This window comes from Amycolatopsis sp. cmx-4-83, from assembly GCF_046548815.1.
Classification (GTDB): domain Bacteria; phylum Actinomycetota; class Actinomycetes; order Mycobacteriales; family Pseudonocardiaceae; genus Amycolatopsis; species Amycolatopsis pretoriensis_A.
On the sequence record NZ_JAEBEF010000005.1, the window covers coordinates 633,790 to 650,786 of the forward strand.

18 protein-coding genes are annotated in these 16,997 nt (G+C 68.3%); 8 read left to right on the forward strand and 10 right to left on the reverse strand.

Features of this window, described 5'->3' with window-relative positions:
* The first annotated feature begins 19 nt into the window (after positions 1–19).
* Positions 20–1,312, forward strand: a complete 1,293-nt coding sequence (locus tag ACLJQM_RS18805; protein ID WP_410632160.1) for a S8 family serine peptidase — start codon at positions 20–22, stop codon at positions 1,310–1,312.
* Positions 1,313–1,424: 112 nt separating this feature from the next.
* Positions 1,425–2,042: a Pr6Pr family membrane protein gene (locus tag ACLJQM_RS18810; RefSeq protein ID WP_360764817.1), complete on the forward strand. Its 618-nt coding sequence runs from the start codon at positions 1,425–1,427 to the stop codon at positions 2,040–2,042.
* Here the strand turns inward: ACLJQM_RS18810 and ACLJQM_RS18815 are convergent.
* A complete protein-coding gene (locus ACLJQM_RS18815; protein WP_410632161.1) occupies positions 2,014–3,234 on the reverse strand; it encodes an NADH:flavin oxidoreductase/NADH oxidase family protein in 1,221 nt (406 codons plus the stop codon). The genes ACLJQM_RS18810 and ACLJQM_RS18815 overlap by 29 nt on opposite strands.
* 97 nt (positions 3,235–3,331) lie before the next feature.
* On the opposite strand from ACLJQM_RS18815, the gene ACLJQM_RS18820 reads away from it, so the two are divergent.
* Positions 3,332–3,955 carry an MBL fold metallo-hydrolase gene (locus ACLJQM_RS18820; protein ID WP_410632162.1) on the forward strand — a complete coding sequence of 208 codons (624 nt, stop codon included), beginning with the start codon at positions 3,332–3,334 and terminating at the stop codon, positions 3,953–3,955.
* Here ACLJQM_RS18820 and ACLJQM_RS18825 read toward each other — a convergent pair.
* Both ACLJQM_RS18825 and ACLJQM_RS18830 read right to left on the reverse strand, forming a co-directional pair.
* Positions 3,952–4,467 (reverse strand): hypothetical protein, encoded by a 516-nt coding sequence (locus ACLJQM_RS18825; protein ID WP_410632163.1) that lies wholly within the window; start codon positions 4,465–4,467, stop codon positions 3,952–3,954. The genes ACLJQM_RS18820 and ACLJQM_RS18825 overlap by 4 nt on opposite strands.
* The gene (locus ACLJQM_RS18830; protein ID WP_360764808.1) at positions 4,461–4,928 is read right to left on the reverse strand and encodes a DUF309 domain-containing protein; all 468 of its coding nucleotides are present in this window, start codon (positions 4,926–4,928) and stop codon (positions 4,461–4,463) included. The genes ACLJQM_RS18825 and ACLJQM_RS18830 overlap by 7 nt, the downstream gene beginning before the upstream one ends.
* A gap of 34 nt (positions 4,929–4,962) precedes the next feature.
* Here ACLJQM_RS18830 and ACLJQM_RS18835 point away from each other — a divergent pair, with 34 nt between their 5' ends.
* Positions 4,963–6,402, forward strand: coding sequence for a GuaB1 family IMP dehydrogenase-related protein (locus ACLJQM_RS18835; RefSeq protein WP_247018711.1), 1,440 nt, complete (start codon positions 4,963–4,965; stop codon positions 6,400–6,402).
* Between the two features lie 62 nt (positions 6,403–6,464).
* On the opposite strand, the gene ACLJQM_RS18840 is transcribed toward ACLJQM_RS18835, so the two are convergent.
* Both ACLJQM_RS18840 and ACLJQM_RS18845 read right to left on the reverse strand, forming a co-directional pair.
* Entirely contained in the window at positions 6,465–7,757 is a 1,293-nt protein-coding gene (locus ACLJQM_RS18840) for a PhoH family protein (protein ID WP_360784428.1), read from the reverse strand.
* Between the two features lie 390 nt (positions 7,758–8,147).
* Positions 8,148–8,363, reverse strand: a complete 216-nt coding sequence (locus ACLJQM_RS18845; protein ID WP_410632164.1) for a hypothetical protein — start codon at positions 8,361–8,363, stop codon at positions 8,148–8,150.
* Between the two features lie 117 nt (positions 8,364–8,480).
* On the opposite strand from ACLJQM_RS18845, the gene ACLJQM_RS18850 reads away from it, so the two are divergent.
* Complete coding sequence (locus ACLJQM_RS18850) at positions 8,481–8,729, forward strand: hypothetical protein (RefSeq protein WP_086683841.1); 249 nt, start codon at positions 8,481–8,483, stop codon at positions 8,727–8,729.
* A 52-nt stretch (positions 8,730–8,781) separates the two neighbouring features.
* Here the strand turns inward: ACLJQM_RS18850 and ACLJQM_RS18855 are convergent, their stop codons facing one another.
* Positions 8,782–9,558, reverse strand: coding sequence for an isoprenyl transferase (locus ACLJQM_RS18855; RefSeq protein WP_360784434.1), 777 nt, complete (start codon positions 9,556–9,558; stop codon positions 8,782–8,784).
* 79 nt (positions 9,559–9,637) lie between these two features.
* Here ACLJQM_RS18855 and trhA point away from each other — a divergent pair, with 79 nt between their 5' ends.
* Positions 9,638–10,309, forward strand: a complete 672-nt coding sequence (gene trhA / locus ACLJQM_RS18860; protein ID WP_247018707.1) for a PAQR family membrane homeostasis protein TrhA — start codon at positions 9,638–9,640, stop codon at positions 10,307–10,309.
* Here trhA and ACLJQM_RS18865 read toward each other — a convergent pair.
* Positions 10,306–10,545, reverse strand: a complete 240-nt coding sequence (locus ACLJQM_RS18865; RefSeq protein ID WP_410632165.1) for an AMED_5909 family protein — start codon at positions 10,543–10,545, stop codon at positions 10,306–10,308. The two genes, trhA and ACLJQM_RS18865, sit on opposite strands and share 4 nt — an antisense overlap.
* Positions 10,546–10,702: 157 nt before the next feature.
* Between ACLJQM_RS18865 and ACLJQM_RS18870 the strand changes: the two genes are divergently transcribed.
* Both ACLJQM_RS18870 and ACLJQM_RS18875 read left to right on the forward strand, forming a co-directional pair.
* Positions 10,703–11,446 (forward strand): DUF5919 domain-containing protein, encoded by a 744-nt coding sequence (locus tag ACLJQM_RS18870; RefSeq protein ID WP_410632166.1) that lies wholly within the window; start codon positions 10,703–10,705, stop codon positions 11,444–11,446.
* Positions 11,447–11,454: 8 nt separating this feature from the next.
* Positions 11,455–11,928, forward strand: coding sequence for an NUDIX hydrolase (locus tag ACLJQM_RS18875; RefSeq protein ID WP_410632167.1), 474 nt, complete (start codon positions 11,455–11,457; stop codon positions 11,926–11,928).
* A 21-nt stretch (positions 11,929–11,949) separates the two neighbouring features.
* Here the strand turns inward: ACLJQM_RS18875 and ACLJQM_RS18880 are convergent, their stop codons facing one another.
* The 3 genes from ACLJQM_RS18880 to ACLJQM_RS18890 form a co-directional block, all read right to left on the reverse strand.
* Positions 11,950–13,095, reverse strand: a complete 1,146-nt coding sequence (locus tag ACLJQM_RS18880; RefSeq protein ID WP_410632168.1) for a GTP pyrophosphokinase family protein — start codon at positions 13,093–13,095, stop codon at positions 11,950–11,952.
* Between the two features lie 623 nt (positions 13,096–13,718).
* Positions 13,719–16,352: a helix-turn-helix domain-containing protein gene (locus ACLJQM_RS18885; RefSeq protein ID WP_410632169.1), complete on the reverse strand. Its 2,634-nt coding sequence runs from the start codon at positions 16,350–16,352 to the stop codon at positions 13,719–13,721.
* A gap of 102 nt (positions 16,353–16,454) precedes the next feature.
* Positions 16,455–16,928: a carboxymuconolactone decarboxylase family protein gene (locus ACLJQM_RS18890; protein ID WP_247018683.1), complete on the reverse strand. Its 474-nt coding sequence runs from the start codon at positions 16,926–16,928 to the stop codon at positions 16,455–16,457.
* Positions 16,929–16,997: the final 69 nt, after the last annotated feature.

Consider the following 16,997-nt stretch of genomic DNA (forward strand, 5'->3'; position numbering starts at 1 on the left):
TCAGCCACGGGAGAAAAGCATGAGATTGCGCGCTGTGTCCGGCTTGCTCGCGAGCACGACCCTGCTCGTGACCGCGTTCGCGGCACCGGCTCTCGCCACGCCCGTGCCGAGCACGCCGGACGCCGGGCACCAGCCGTCGAAGCACCACTTCTCGGCGGCCGCGCGGTCGTTCGTCGGCGCCGACACCGTGCAGAAGCGCGTCGCGAAGCTCGAGGCGGCGATGGCGTCGCTGCCGAAGGAGAGCACCGCGTACAACGCGACGAAGCTGTGGAACGCCGGCATCACCGGCGCGGGCAGCACCGTGGCGACACTGGTGTCCTTCGGGGACGACAAGGTGAAGGAGGTGCTCGACACCTACTCGAAGAACCACGGCCTGCCGCCGGCGAACGTCGAGGTGATCGAGCCGTCCGGCGCCGTGCCCGCGTGCACCGACCCGGGTGTCGACACCGCCACCTGCCAGGGCTGGGGCGGCGAGACCGACCTCGACGTCACGATGATGCACGCCATGGCGCCGAACGCGAAGATCGTCGTCGCGGCGACGCCGGTCGCCGAGACGCAGGGCTTCACCGGCCTGCCTGAGATGATGCACGCGGTCGACTACATGACCGAGCACAAGCTCGTCGACGTGATCTCGATGAGCTTCGGGACGACGGAAGAGAACTTCCCGTCGTTCGACTCGATCAAGACGCTCGACCCGGCGCTGGACCGCGCGAGCAAGGCGGGCATCACGATGGTCGCCTCCTCCGGCGACGACGGCCCGACCGGCGGCTACCTCTACGGCCCGGGCAACTACCCGTACCGCGTCGCGAGCTGGCCGGCGTCCGACCCGCGCGTCACGACGCTCGGCGGCACGCAGCTGCACCTCGACGCGAACGGCACTCGCACCAAGGCCGACGACGTGGTGAACGTCGCCGACAACGGCTTCTCCGAAGGCGCCGGGCTGTCGAAGGCCTACGCGCGGCCGAACTGGCAGGACGGCGTCAAGAAGATCACCGGCAGCAAGATGCGCTCGTTCCCGGACATCAGCATGGAAGGCGTCTACGGGACGTCGCAGTCCGCGCCGCTGTTCGCCGGCGTCCTCGCGCTCGCGGTGCAGGCCAAGCACGGCAAGCTCGGCCAGATCAACCCGGCGCTGTACACGAAGCTGGGCCCGGCGGGTGCGAAGGCGGGCATCGTGGACGTCACCGAAGGTGACAACAGCCAGGACGGCGTCGTCGGCTTCACCGCGGCGAAGGGCTTCGACATCGCCAGCGGCTGGGGCACCGTCGACGCGTCGGTCTTCGTGCCGGCCCTGGTGAAAGCACTCCGCTGACCTCGTGATCGTGCCGCTCGGCGAACAGAGCGGCACGATCACCCCGGCAACCCGACGCGCCTCGATCGAGTCATCCCGATCGAGGAGTCCACTGTGGAGCTAAGCTCCCGAAATGCGCAGCGAGAAGCTCACCCGCGCCTGGTTCGCGGTCACCGCCGTGGTCGCGCTGACCGGGCTCGTCAGCCAGGTGGTGTCCACCGCGTCCGGGGACGGCCGGGTCGCGAACCTGCTCTGCTTCTTCACCATCGACTCGAACCTGCTGGTCGCGCTCACCTCGGCGCTGGTCGCGCTGGGCCGGGCCCGCGGGCGCCTGTTCACCGTGCTGTGGCTCGACGCGCTGGTCGGCATCATCGTGACCGGCATCGTCTACCAGGTCGCCCTCGCCGGGCTGTACGAGCTGGACGGCCTGGCCTTCTTCGCCGACACCATGCTGCACAAGGTGACGCCGATCCTGTTCGTGCTCGGCTGGCTCCTCGCGGCCCCGCGCGGCGTCCTGACCTGGCGCACGGTCTGGTGGTCGCTGCTCTACCCGCTGGCCTGGCTCGCGTTCACCCTGCCGCGCGGCGCGATCACCGGCTTCTACCCGTACCCGTTCGTCGACGCCGGCGCGCTCGGCTACGGCCAGGTGGCGCTCAACTGCGTCTTCATCGGCCTGTTCTTCACCGCGCTCGCCGCGGGCGCGCGCTACTACGACCGCCGGCTCAGCCTCGCACCCGACGGAACGCGTTGAGCCCGTCGGTCAGCCCGGCCTGGACCAGCGTCGGCAGCGCGCCGCGCCGGTCGACCGGCTTGCCCGCCGCGATCCGGTGCATCTGCCGGGTGTGCCACTGGATCTCGAGGAGGCTGTCGGCCAGCCGGACGCCGGTCTGGGGGCACCGCCGCTCCGCGCGGGCGTCCTCGCCGTCGAGCAGCCGCGCGGGCAGCCCGGGGTCGACGATCAGCGGCCGGCCGAGCCCGATGACGTCCAGCGCGCCCGAGCGCAGCGCCTCGGTCATCCCGCCCGGCGTCGCGAACCCGCCGGTGACCATCAGGGCGACGTCGGACACCGAACGTGCTTTCGCCGCGTAGTCCAGGAAGTACGCTTCGCGCGCCTGCGAACTGGCCCGCCCGGAGCCCATCATCGCGGCCTTTTCGTACGTGCCGCCCGATACCTCGAGCAGGTCCAGCCCGGTTTCCCCGAGCTCACGCACGACTTCGAGCGATTCCTCCTCGGTGAAGCCGCCGCGCTGGAAGTCCGCGCTGTTGAGCTTCACCGACACCGGGACGCCGTCGCCGACGGCCGCCCGCACGCGCCGCACGACTTCCAGCAGGAAGCGGCGCCGGCGGACCGCGTCGCCGCCCCATTCGTCCGTGCGCAGGTTCGTCAGCGGGGACAGGAACTGGGACACGAGGTAGCCGTGGGCGCCGTGGATCTGCACCCCCGCGAAGCCCGCTTCGACGAACGTGCGCGCCGCGACGGCGAAGCGTTCGATGATCGCTTCGATCTCTTCGCCGGACAACGCGCGCGGAGCGGCGAAGGCGGTACGGATGCCGCGGTTGCCGAAGGGCACGGCGGACGGCGCCACCGGCTCGCGCGAGAGGTAGCGCGGGCTCTGCCGGCCCGGGTGGTTCAGCTGAACCCACAGCTGCGTGTCCGTGCCCTCGACCGAGCGGGCCCAGGGCCGGTAGCCGTCCGGGTCTCCGGCGGCGGCGACGTTGCGCGGCTCGCCCAACGCAGCCGGGTCGACCATGACGTTCCCGGTGATCAGCGCGCCGGCGCCCCCGCGGGCCCAGGTGCGGTACAGCTCGGCCAGCTCGCGGGTGGGCGCGTTGCGGCGGTCGCCGAGCTGCTCGCTCAGCGCCGACTTGACCAGGCGGTTCGGCAGCACCGCGCCGCAGCGCAGTTTCAGCGGCTCCGCCAGGAGTTCCCGGGTCGCGGTCATCGCGTCGCTCCTCGAACTTACTCGCAGTAAGGTGACGCGACAGTAGCATACTGCCGGTATGTCATCTACCCGTCGAATGACCGTTAGGGTCGGGCGCATGACGGCGATCGTGCAGAACTTGGTGACGTCCGGTGTCTTCCGGCTCGACGGAGGCAGCTGGGACGTCGACAACAACGTGTGGCTGGTGGGCGACGACGCGGAAGTGATCGTGATCGACGCGGCGCACGACGCGAAGGCGATCGAAAACGTCGTCGGCGAGCGGAAGCTGGTCGCGATCGTCTGCACCCACGCGCACAACGACCACGTCAACGCCGCCCCGGAACTCGCCGACGCGACCGGCGCGCCGATCCTGCTCCACCCGGACGACCGGGTCGTCTGGAACCTCACCCACCCCGACCGCGCCCCGGACGGCGAGCTGACCGACGGCCAGACCCTCACGATCGCGGGCACGGCCCTGCGCGTCATCCACACGCCCGGCCACGCCCCGGGCGCGGTCTGCCTTTACGCGGAGGAACTGGGCGTGCTGTTCACCGGCGACACCCTGTTCCACGGCGGCCCCGGCGCCACCGGACGGTCCTATTCGGACTACCCGACCATCGTGAAGTCCATCCGCGAGAAGCTGTTCACCCTCCCGGAGTCGACGAAGGTCCACACCGGCCACGGCGACGGCACCACGATCGGCGCCGAGAAGGCCGTTTCGAGCGGCTGGGACCAGCCTTAAGAGGTGTGCTTCCGGGCGACGAGGGCGAACTCCTCGATCGCCCGGTCCAGCGCCGCGGTGGCTTCACGCATCGCGGGCGGCACGAACAGCCGGTTGAACTTCCCGTCCACGTCCAACTCGAATCGGACGTGGTGTAGGCCCATTTCTGCCTTGCGCAGCGCCCTGGCCTGCTCGACCAATTCGTCGGGCCCGCTCATCACGAGCAGCCCGAAGGAAGATCGCATCTGGGCGCGAGCGGTGTAGTAGGCGTCTTCATAGCTGGCTTCGCGTTCCGCGTCGGCTTCGGTGTCCCCCTCGAATTTACGGCGGCGGTGCGTGACGTTCACGTCGATGTTGTGCTGCCGCGCCCGCACGGCCGCCTCGATCAGGCCGGCACAGCGGTCGGCCCGGTCCTGCCGCAGCTTCGCGCGCCGGGCGGCGTTGAGCTTCACCGGCTCGACGAGCGCCCCCAGCGTCACGCCGATCAGCGACGCTACGGCCGCGATGGCCGCGGCTCCGACCGCCGTCAGCACGTCAACCGCGGCGGCGTCGGCGACACCCGGACGCGCTGTTTCGCCTCTTCGACCAGCGCGAGCGCCCACTGCTGCAGGCCGGCGACGTCGATCCCGTGCGGCGGCTCACCCCGGAACGGCTCGATGTTCGCCGCGCCGCGCTCGAGCAGGGACACCGCGCCGACGTTGTTGCCGCGGGCCGCGTGCGTCAGCCCCACCGCGAGCTGGGCCAGGCCGCGCCAGAGTTCGCGGTCGGGGCCGTCGGTCGTCTTCCACGCGTCCTCGAAGACCTCGTGCGCGTGGAACGGCTTGCCGTCGTCGAGCAGCCGTTGCGCCTCCGCAAGCGTTTGCGCCGGCGTTCTCGCGATGCCTTCGGGCTGGCGCTCGACGCCGTCGGCGCCGTACGGCAACGGCCGGCCGAGGCCGTCGCGCGGGCGTGCGTTGCGTGCCCGTCCTTCGGGGTCGCGGTCGCGGCGGCTCATGCCTTCGATCCTGCCACGGGTAGCCTGGTGACTCGTGCGTTTCCTCGACGGCCACCGGCCTGCCCACGACCTGACCTACGACGACGTGTTCCTGCTGCCGAACCGTTCGGACGTGGAGTCCCGCTTCGACGTCGACCTCGCCACCGCGGACGGCACCGGCGCCACCATCCCGATCGTCGTCGCCAACATGACCGCGGTCGCCGGACGGCGGATGGCCGAGACCGTCGCCCGCCGCGGCGGCCTGGTGGTGCTGCCCCAGGATGTGGACAGTCACGCCGTCAGCGAGATCGTCGGCTGGGTCAAGAGCCGCCACACCGTGTGGGACACCCCGCTGGTGCTGACCGGCGGTGACGCGGTCGCCGACGCGCTCAACCTGGTCCACAAGCGCGCGCACGGCGCCGTCGTGGTCGTGGACGGCGAAGGCCGCCCGGTCGGCATCGTCGACGAAGCGGCCTGCGCGGGCGTCGACCGCTTCGCGCGGCTCGCCGACGTCGCGCAGCCCGCGTCGGTCGCGGTGCCGCTGACCACACCGGCGCGTGAGGTCTTCGAGCAGCTCCACAGCCACGGCGCGACCCTGGCCCTCGGCCTCGACGCCGAAGGCCGCCTCGCGGGCGTGCTGACCGCCGTCGGGGCGCTGCGCGCGGACATCTACACCCCGGCCGTCGACGACGCGGGCAGGCTGCGCGTGGCCGCCGCGGTCGGCGTCAACGGCGACGTCGCGGCGAAGGCCGAAGCCGTGCTCGGCGCGGGCGTCGACGTGCTGGTCGTGGACACCGCGCACGGGCACCAGGAGAAGATGATCGCGGCGCTGAAGGCCGTCCGGTCGGTGTCGCCGAAGGTCCCGGTGGTCGCCGGGAACGTCGTCACCGCCGAGGGCACGCGCGACCTGATCCAGGCCGGCGCCGACGTCGTCAAGGTCGGCGTCGGGCCGGGCGCGATGTGCACGACCCGGATGATGACCGGGGTGGGCCGCCCGCAGTTCTCCGCGGTCGCCGACTGCGCGGCCGCCGCCCGCGAGCTGGGCAAGCACGTCTGGGCCGACGGCGGGGTCCGCCACCCGCGCGACGTCGCGCTGGCCCTGGCCGCCGGCGCGTCCGCGGCGATGGTCGGCTCGTGGTTCGCCGGCACCTACGAATCCCCCGGTGACCTGCGGTTCGACGAGCAGGGCCGTCCCTACAAGGAGTCGTTCGGCATGGCGTCGAAGCGCGCGGTGGGCGCACGGACGCGCACCGACAACTCGTTCGAGCGCGCGCGGAAGGCGCTGTTCGAGGAGGGCATCTCGTCGTCGCGGATGTCCCTGGACCCGGCCCGCCCCGGCGTCGAGGACCTGCTCGACTCGATCGGCTCCGGCGTCCGCTCGTCGTGCACGTACGCGGGCGCGCGCACCCTGGAGGAGTTCCACGAGCGCGCGCTGCTGGGCGTCCAGTCGGCCGCCGGCTTCGCCGAAGGCCGCCCCCTCCCCTCCGGCTGGTGACCCCGGTCGTGCGTGTTCAGGGCGGTTAGAACCGCCCTGAACACGCACGACCTGGTGCGACGTCAGCCGTGGTCCTCCAGCATTTCGGTGACCAGGGCGGCGATCGGCGAGCGCTCCGAGCGCGTCAGCGTGACGTGCGCGAACAGCGGGTGGCCCTTCAGCTTCTCGATCACCGCCGAGACGCCGTCGTGCCGTCCGACGCGCAGGTTGTCGCGCTGGGCGACGTCGTGCGTGAGCACCACCCGCGACGCCGTGCCGAGCCGCGAAAGCACCGTGAGCAGGACGTTCCGTTCCAGTGACTGCGCCTCGTCGACGATGACGAACGTGTCGTGCAGCGAGCGGCCGCGGATGTGGGTCAGCGGGAGCACCTCGAGCATGCCGCGGTCGAAGACCTCGTCGAGGACCTCCTGGCTGACCAGCGCGCCGAGGGTGTCGAACACCGCCTGCGCCCACGGCTGCATCTTCTCGCTCTCGGACCCGGGCAGGTAGCCGAGGTCCTGGCCGCCGACCGCGTAGACCGGCCGGAACACCACGACCTTGCGGTGCTGACGGCGTTCCATCACCGCCTCGAGGCCGGCGCACAGCGCGAGCGCCGACTTTCCGGTGCCGGCGCGACCGCCGAGGGAGACGATGCCGACGTCGGAGTCGAGCAGCAGGTCGAGCGCGACGCGCTGCTCGGCGCTGCGGCCGTGCAGACCGAACGCCTCGCGGTCGCCGCGCACCAGCCGGATGCGCTTGTCCGCCGTGATCCGCCCGAGCGCGCTGGAGCTGCCCGCGAGCAGCCGCAGCCCGGTGTGGCAGGGCAGTTCGGCGAGCTCGTCCATGCCGTACTCGACCGGGTCGACGGTGCCGCCGCCGAACAGCGTGTCGAGCACGTCCTGTTCGACGTCGACGTCCGCCATGCCCGTCCAGCCGGACGGCGTGACTTCCTGCGCGCGGTACTCGTCCGCCTCGAGACCGACGGCCCCGGCCTTGACCCGCAGCGGGATGTCCTTCGTGACCAGCGTGACCGACTCGAACTCCGCCGCCAGGTTGAGCGCGCAGGCGAGGATCCGGTGGTCGTTGGAGTCGGTCCGGAACCCCGACGGGAGCACCGACGGGTCGGAGTGGTTCAGCTCCACCTGCAACGTGCCGCCGTGGTCCCCGATGGGGAGCGGCGCGTCGAGCCGGCCGTACTGGCGGCGCAGGTCGTCGAGCATGCGCAGGGATTCCCTGGCGAACCAGCCCAGCTCCGGGTGGTGGCGCTTGGCCTCCAGTTCACTGATCACGACCAGCGGAAGCACGACGGCATGCTCGGCGAAGCGGGTGACCGCCCACGGGTCCGACAGGAGGACCGACGTGTCGAGCACGTACATGTGCTGCTGGGATTCGGGCGAGGTCGAGGCTTTCTCCGGGCCAGGAACGGCACCGGTCGAAGAACGGCCAGAGGCCTTACGGGGCAAACGCTGCGCAGTCACGACGGCATCTCCCTCGAGGGCGTGTGCACCTCACGCCCGCACTCGCTGGGCCGGGCACCTCCCTGGCTGGACCACTCCCTCTGACCGGTGGGTCAGGTGGCGCGGCCACGAGGGCCGGGTGCCGGCCCCCTCGTGCGTCTCGTGGGCGGCTGCGCCGCCCCCTCGATCACCGTCACGACCAGGGCCTCCCGCGAGGACCCGCACTGATCGCGCGCCCTCACTTCGGAAGGTACCCACGAATGCCGGATCGCGCAGGGAGCCAACACGGTGATTCGCCAGATCGTCACCTCACTGTCGGTCGTCCGACATCGACGACCGGTGACGCTCACCCTGCGTCATCATCGTCTCGATCGATGTACACTCGTCGGATTGATCTTGAGAAAATTGCTGACCGCGCGTATTCACAAGATCGACTGAACGGCTTTTACCACGTTCGGATGGGCCGCGCATTTTGCGCCACCAAGAGAGAACCGGTCCGAGTGAAAGCGCCTGCATCAGGCTCACACAATGGGCGTACAAGCCGGACGGGATGCCCGTTAAGCGAGTAATTTTCTGGCTGCGGGACACACCACCGGTTCGCCGGTGCCCGGACCCCAACAGTTCTACCTAGGAGTGTGCGAAGTGCTGAAGAAGGCTGGTTTCGTGGCCGCCACCGCTGCGGGCCTCATGATGATCGGCAGCACCGCGTTCGCCGCCACGGGCGACACGACGGGCACCCCGGACCCGACGTTCGGCGACGCCTACGCCACCTTCATCGAGGGCGGCGGCGCGCTGGGCTACGGTGCGGCTTCCCTGGTGGCCGGTGCCTACACGGGCATCGCCACCACCCCGGCGCTGATCCTGCACTCGCTGGAGCACCACCACCACTGAGTGTGGGCTTCGAAGGGCCCCCGGAGTCCGCTCCGGGGGCCCTTCGGCGTGCTCAGGACCCGAAGCGCCGGTGCCGCCACGCGTAGTCGCGGATGGCGCGCAAGAAGTCGACCCGGCGGAAAGCGGGCCAATAAGCTTCGGTGAACCAGAATTCCGAATGCGCGGATTGCCAGAGCAGGAATCCGGAAAGCCGCTGTTCACCGGAAGTTCGGATGATGAGGTCCGGATCCGGCTGCCCCGAGGTGTAGAGGTGCTCGGAGATGTGATCGACGTCGAGGATTTTCGCGAGCTCGTGAATGGTCGTGCCCTCGTCGGCGTGCTGGAGCAGCAGCTTGCGCACGGCGTCCGCGATTTCCTGACGCCCGCCGTAACCGACCGCGACGTTGACCTCCATCCCGGTCCGCCCCTCGGTGCGCGCGGCGGCTTCGCTGAGTCGCTTCGCGACTTCGGCCGGTAGCAGGTCGAGCGCCCCGACGATCCGCAGCCGCCACGACGTCCCGGGTCCGGCGAGCTCGTCGGTGACGTCGGTGATGATCTTCAGCAGCGGCGTGAGCTCGTCCGGATCGCGGTTGAGGTTGTCGGTCGAGAGCAGCCACATGGTGACGACCTCGACGTCGGCCTCCTGGCACCAGCTGAGGAAGTCCGCGATCTTCTTCGCCCCGGCCCGGTGCCCGTCCGCGACGTCCGCGAAGCCCGCTTCCCGGGCCCAACGGCGGTTGCCGTCGAGCATGATGGCGATGTGCCGGGGATGCCGGCCGGCGGCCTGCTGGATGAGGCGCCTGCCGTAGGCGCTGTACACGACGTCGGACAAGAAGGAGCGAACACTCACGTCGAGGCAGCCTACGCACCCGGTGTGAGGCGCGTGACTGAGCACTGCTGGAGAACCTACGCTCACGTAACCTGGAAGGGTGAGCCTGACGACGGAACCCGAGCCGGTGGAGGACCTTCGCCCCCGCTTGCGCGGTCACATCCACTTCTGGACGTTCTTCGGCGCCCTCGCCGCGGCGGCGGCGCTGATCAGCCTGGCAGCGTCGACGGTGTCCCCGGTGGCGGCACTGGCGACGTCGGTCTACGGCCTGACGGTGCTGGGCCTGTTCGGCGTGAGCGCGCTGTACCACCGTCGTTTTTGGAGCCCCCGCGCGTACAAGTGGATGAAGCGCGCGGACCACTCGATGATCTTCCTGTTCATCGCGGGCACGTACACACCGTTCACGCTGCTGGCGATGTCGAAGCCGACGGGGTACGTGATCCTGTCGATCGTCTGGGGTGGAGCGATCGCGGGTGTGGCCCTGAAGATGCTGTGGCCGCACGCACCGCGGTGGCTCGGGGTGCCGATCTACATCGCACTGGGCTGGGTCGCGGTGTTCGTGTTCCCGGAGCTCCTTTCGCACGCCGGAGTCGCGGCTTTGGTCCTGCTTTGCGTGGGCGGGCTGTTTTACACCCTGGGAGCGGCGTTCTACGGCTTCAAGTGGCCGAACCACTGGCCGGAGACGTTCGGCTACCACGAGTTCTTCCACGCGTGCACGGTGCTGGCGGCGGTTTCGCACTACATTGCCATCTGGCTGGCCATGTACGCCTAGCTGTCCGCCTGGAGTTCCGCCGAGATCTCGCCGGCCTTCCGCTCCTCGTACCCGGCCCAGTACAGCGCCTCGTGGTGATGCCCCCGATCGACGTCCGCGACGGCTTGGTACAGGCGCGCGTTGCCGAGCCGGAACGCCAGCCACACTGACGGATTCGCACCCTTCGGCGGCCGCCGGTCCAGCACGACCTCGTGGGCGTCGCGGAGCGTCCTCGGCTCAGCCTTCCGCACCGTCACGGCTTCCCCACCTTCTCGGCGCTCTGACACCGGGTGTGTCCCGGCACTCCGACGTCGAGTCTTCGCCGAAACGCCGGACGTGATCACCACGTGGCAGGACATCTTGAGACGTCTCCGGTACCGTCGAAGACGTCCCTACACGTCCCGAGGGGTGTCGATGCCGAACGAACGCCTGCGTGACGCGCTGTTGCGCAACGGCCTGGGCCTTGAGGAGATCGCCAAGGCGGTCGGCGTCGATCAGAAGACCGTCGAGCGCTGGATCACCAAGAACCGGACGCCCTACCCCAAGCACCGACACAAGATCGCCGCCATGGCACGCGAGTCAGAGACCTACCTCTGGCCGGACTCGGTCGCCCCGGAGCGCAAGGCCGAGACGGCCGCCGCCGAGCTGGTGCAGGTCTTCCCGCACCGCAACGCCGTGCCCGTCGAGCTGTGGGACCGGCTGATCAAGGATGCATCGGAGACCGTCGAGATCCTGGTACACGCTGCGTTGTTCCTGGTGGAACGCCCACGGTTCATCAAGGATCTGAACGCCAAGGCAGCAGCCGGCACTCGAATCCGGCTCGTGTTCGGAGATCCGGAAGGGGAGAGCGTCACCCTTCGCGGCGAGGAAGAGCAGCTCGGCGACGGGACACTCGCGGCACGCATCCGCAACGCGCTGGCGTCCTACCGTCCGCTGGTCGGCGTAGACGGAGTGGAGATGCGGTTCCACAACACGACGCTCTACAACTCGATTTTTCGGTTCGATGACGAGATGATCATCAACACGCACGTGTACGGGTTCCAGGGAGCCCACGCCCCATCCCTCCACCTGCGGAGACTGTCCGCCGGGGACCTCTTCGAGACCTACTCCGAGAGCTTTGAATCAGTCTGGAGCCTCGCCAAGCCGGCCACCTTCTAGGAGGCAGCATGACCCGAGTCGACTACTACAACGACCCGAACGCACCGAAGGCCAACAGCATCGCAGTAGCGGTCTCGGCGTTCATCCAGGACGACGAAGGTCGGATCCTGATGATCAGGCGCACGGACAACGACCTGTACTCGATCCCCGGCGGCCAACTGGAACTCGGAGAGACCCTCGCCGAAGCGGCAGTAAGGGAGGTCCGCGAAGAGACCGGCGTTGAGTGCGAGGTCACGGAAGTAATCGGCCTGTATTCAGATCCCAAGCACGTCATCGCTTACGATGACGGCGAGATTCGCCAAGAATTTTCTATTTGCTTTCGCGCCGCCTATATATCCGGCCACGGGAGACTAAGCGCTGAAAGCAAAGAGGTAATCTGGGTACACCAGGATCAACTCTCCACACTTAATATTCACAAATCCATCAAGCTTCGACTAGAACATGCACTAACCAGAGTCCGCGGCGAAACCTATTTCAGCTAGAATCGACACTGACCATCAAGTCTAGCCGTCAACCTTCGGATCATAGGACCCGACAGGAATCCCTTTTTCCTTAAGTAGTTCAAAATGATGAAGGCAGCGCTCGCCAAACCACTCATATCCCTGACCGGACCAGGGATGCCGATCCATAAATTTTGAGCCCATTGAAGCCAAGAGAACTGACTCAAACCTCGTCAACTGCCCTTGCCTGAATCCATATATAGCACGACTCACGGCGTCATCACTGTGGTCTTTGATGGCGTTTTCAACTTGTTCCAGATTTGAGAAGCCAAGAAATTCCAGAAGTTGTGCGGTATACCGGTATGACCATTGAGCCATACGACCATCAGCTCCATATCGCTTATTTAGATAGGACTTGAGCGAATCCGGAGTAATCTCAACCTCGCGAAGATTGCCTTCATCGATTTTCTGACGCGCCTCCTTCTGAAGCCTTTCGTCCTCAATCTGAATCTGTTGAAACTCGCGGTCTGCAATCTCAAGCAAACCCGCCAATGTCATGAATCGGCGTTTAATCTCGTTCGGCAGCGCCGACTTCGCCTTATATTGGACGTCATGCTCAATTTCAGCCCAAGAGTGCTGCAGGATCGTTCTCAGCTGAATCTCACCCACCAGACCTTTGAACTGGCGATATTCCGGTAACGTAAGCCGATTTTGCTTCAGGCCAACCAGATAATGAATGCTATGGTAGCCTAGCTTTTCCTCTTTTTCGAGCAACTCCGACTTGTTGCTTCTTTCAACAACCTCGAACTCGTTATAAATTATCGGTTCAATTTCATCGATCGTACTAAGAAAGAAGGTAATGACCCTTACCCCGGCAAGGTCGGTTATCTGAGAGAGCGGGTCCTCATACTTTGGCATTCCTGGATTCTTGGAAGCAGGCTTCGACGCCTTCTTTCCAAAGCTTTCCAACTCTTTCGCCCGGCACTCAATCGAATGAACCAAAATGCTTTTCGCAGCGACACACGTTTCGATTATTGACCTAATCGAGTTCGAGTACTCGTCGTAGAACGATCTGACCTTTTGGTAATCAGATATCGCCTTCTTGCGATGCTCTTCAAAGTCGAACTCAGGAACCTTTTCTTCGGCCGCCGCGAGGACATCAGGTACGACAGCTTGCTCGACCACTACTTCCCCCGGAATCTCCGCCATCTGCTTCTCTCGTTGTTGCTAGTGCCGCCAGCTGCCGAACATGGCTCTATGGGATCAAGGGCGCGCCGCCGGTGGCGGCGCGCCTGTCGCCTATGTAGCCACTCGCCTTGGCGGCCGCATCCGCTTCCGACACGGCGGGCTGCCGCTCCGCTTCGCCCGCCGGCCGGGCGGTGCGGCCGCCAGCGGGTCACCTGGCGCAGCGCCGCTCGGCGGCGGCATACGAGTCCCCTGAGCCATCCCGGCCTCCTCGACGAGCTACGAGCGGTGGTGACATTCGGGTCGTTTGGGAGTGGATCTCCGTTACGCACGGTTGTAGGAGACCTCCATCCCGACGCCTGATCGTGACAACGGCCGGTAGCACCGCGTCAAGACGATGAAGCGTGTCTTGACCCGGCACCACCGGCCGCGTGGAGGCTTCGTATCGGGATGCAGGGCATGGTGTGGCGTCGGTCGCCAGGCCGTCTCCAGGCCGTCAGAGGTCGGAAAGAGGCAGGCAACCGCGAGAACTGATGACAGGTAAAACCGCAGCTCAGGGCACGCAGAAGGCGCCAGGCCGCAGGTCGAGAAGAGGCCAGGAGCAGATCATCGCGATCTGGCTGGCCATGTACGCCTAGCCTGCGGTCTCACCGTCGCATGTGGGCAGTGACCGCGTCGAAGTCCAGGTTCCACGGGCGCGCTGTCCCGTCCGCCCCCGCGCTCAACAGGCGTCCGTCCGGCAGGAACGTCATCGCGTGGATCGGGGCCAGGTGCCCGGACAGGGACGCGTCCAGGCGTGGGTGGTGGGGGTCGGTCAGGTCGATGATCCGGACCGTTGTGCTGCGGTCGTTCACCGCCAGCTTCCGCGCTCCCGGGTCGAAGACCGCCGTCTGGATGCTGCTCGGGGGCAGCGGTAGCGTGCCCAGCTCGCGGGGCTCGAGGACGTTGCTCGTGTCCCACAACCGCAGCTGCTCGTCCCCGTAGACGTCGGCGATCGCCATGAATCCCTGAGCCGCGTCGAAGACCACGTTGCCGATTCCGCGCCACGTCGTGGTCAGGCGGGCCTCGTCCGTCAGGTTCCAGACCTGGATCGACGCCGTGTCCCACTCCTGCAGGCCGGTGAACACCGTGTGGCCGTCCGGGCCGAAGGTGACCGATCTGGTCGGGGGCAGCTCGGCGAGTTGCCTGGGCGCGTCGACGTGGTCGATCGCCAGCAGGCGCGTGGGGTGCCCGTCCGCGCGCAGCGCCAAAACCCTTCCCGTGGGGTCGATGCGGGCGCTCTCGGCGTCCGGGAACGTTGCGACCGGCGCTGCCGGGTTCGCCACGTCGAACAGCTCGACGACGTTGCGCGGTCGCGACACCGTGAGCCAGCGGCCGTCCGGGCTGAACCCGATCGCCGGTGGGGGGCCCAGGTCGCCGGGGATGGTGGCCAGGCGGCGGTAGTGCGGCACGTCCCACACCTGCACGGCCGCCGCTGTGGTGAACGCGAGCAAGCGGCCGTCGCGGCTGAGCGTGGCGTCCCGGATGGTGGTCGAGAAGTCGATGCGGTCGCCGGCGGCGGCCGCGCTCAGCACCAGGTCACGGGCCTCGTCGGTCGGGGCGATCCGGTACGCCGCCAGTGCCAGGCGCGCGGCCTCGGCGGAGTCCGTGACGAGGAAGCCCCGGCCTTGCGACACCATGCGTTGCGACGTCGCCAGTGCGGCCTGCTCCGCCGCTTGGTGCCGGGCGGACACGCCGTACGCCGTGATGGCCGCGATGAGCACGACCAGGATCGCGACGATCGTCGTCAACAGGCGACGGCGGTTCGCCCGGTGGCGCTCGGCGTTCCGCTCGCCGTCCCTCAGCGCGGTCGCGGCCGCCAAGAACGCGCGCTCGACGCCGTTCAGGCTCGTCTCGTTGCCCGCGCGCCACGTCAGGGCGGCGTCCAGGCGCGCGCCGCGGTAGAGGGCGCCCGGGTCGCGGTCGAACGTCTCCCATTCGCCGGCGGCCCGGGCCAGACGGCGGTGGACCTGCAGGCCTTCGCGGTCTTCGGCGAGCCAGTCCTGCAGCCGCGGCCAGTGCCGCAGCAGTGCTTCGTGGGTCAGCTCCACGCTGTCGCGGTCGAGGCTCACCAGGCGCGCCGCGGCGAGGCGGTCCAGGACTTCGCGCACAGCGGGTTCGTCGCCCAGCTCGTCGCGCACGACCCGCCGTTTCACCACGGGGGAACCGATTTCCGACGCGACCAGGCGGCGGCACAGGTGCCGCAGCGTCTCCCGTTGCGCCGGGGTCAGGCTCTCGTACGTCGCTTCCGCTGTGCGGGCCAGCGCGTGCTCGATGCCGCCGGTGCGCTCGTAGCCTTCGAGGGTCAGGCGGATGCCACTCCGGCGCCGCCAGGTTTCCCGCAGCGCGTGCGACAGCAACGGCAGCACCGCGGGCTGGCTGGTCGCCTCGGCGACCAGCCTCGTGACGAGTGCCGTGTCGACCGTGCAGCCGGCCGCCGCGGCCGGGCGGACGATCGCTTCCCGCAGCTCGTCCGGGCGCATCGGGCCGATCAGGATCTGGGCGTCGGTCAGCGCGTCGGCCAAACCCTCGTGGAAGGCGCAGTGCTCGTAGAAGTCCGCCCGGATCCCGAGGACCACCCGGGTGCCGTCCACGGCCGAGCCGACCAGCTCCGAGAGGAATTCCGCTCGCTCGGCGGGATCGGTGCACAGCGTGAAGCACTCTTCGAACTGGTCGACCACGACCACGCGGTCGCGTCCCGCCGGCTGGGCGGCGTACTCGCGCAGGGGGTGCGCTCCCGGCGTGAACAAGACGTGCTCGCCGGTCAGCCGCGGGATCAGGCCGGCCCGCAGGAGCGAGGACTTGCCGGCGCCCGAGGAGCCGAACACCGCCACCAGAGGGCGGCGCGACAACCGGTCGAGCAGGTCGTCGACCAGCCGGTCACGACCGAAGAAGCGGTCGGCGTCCCCGGTCTGGAACGCCGCCAAGCCCACGTAGGGGGACTGCTCCCCGGGAGCGGTCTCCGGGTCTTCGGGCGCCAGCTCCGCGGCGGTCTCGTGCCACCGCCGTTCCCAAGCCTCGACGTCCCCGCCGCACGCCCGGACGTAGCCGACGGTCACCGGCAGCGTCGGGAGCCGCCGCCCGCCCGCGGCGTCGGACAGCGTCGTGGACGAGTAGTGCGCGCGCCGCGCCAGCTCCCGGTAGGTCGGGGTGCCCGCCTGGACTCGCAAGGCCCGCAGCTCGGCCGCGAACCGGGCCAAGCCGTCTTCGGTCGGCTCCAGCGGTCGTTCTCGTCGCGGCACGAAGCTCCCCGTGGCTCGTCTTTGTCCGGACTCCATTGTGCGCCCACGACAAAGGGGCCTCGCTCGCTCCCCGCGAACGAAGCCCCTTTCCGGCAACTCGGTTCAGCCGAACATGCCCGGCTGGTACTCGCCCGCGGGGTTCTGGACGATCACATTCAAGCGGTTCCACGCGTTGATCATCGCCACCAGTGAGATCAGCGCGCCGATCTGCTCGTCGTCGAAGTGCTTGCGGACCTCCTGCCACGTCGCGTCGCTGACGCCCTGGTGGGCGTCCGCCAGGCGGGTGGCCTCCTCCGTCAGGGCCAGGGCCGCTCGCTCCGGCTCCGTGAACACCACCGCTTCGCGCCAGGCCGCCACCATCGCCAGCCGGACCGCTGTCTCGCCGTTCGCCGCCGCGTCCTTCGTGTGCATGTCGAGGCACATCCCGCAGCCGTTGATCTGGCTCGCCCGGATCTTCACCAGCTCCTGCGTCGCCTTCGGCAGGGAGGACTCCTCGACCGGGCGGGACGCCGCGATCAGGCGCTTGACGAACTTGGCCGTGATCTCGTTCTCGAACATGTTGAGGCGCGCTTCCATCGTTCTTCCCTTCCGTGTTCCGGTTTCACAGCCATGACGACCACGGCCGCGAGGTTGTGACAGCGGGCG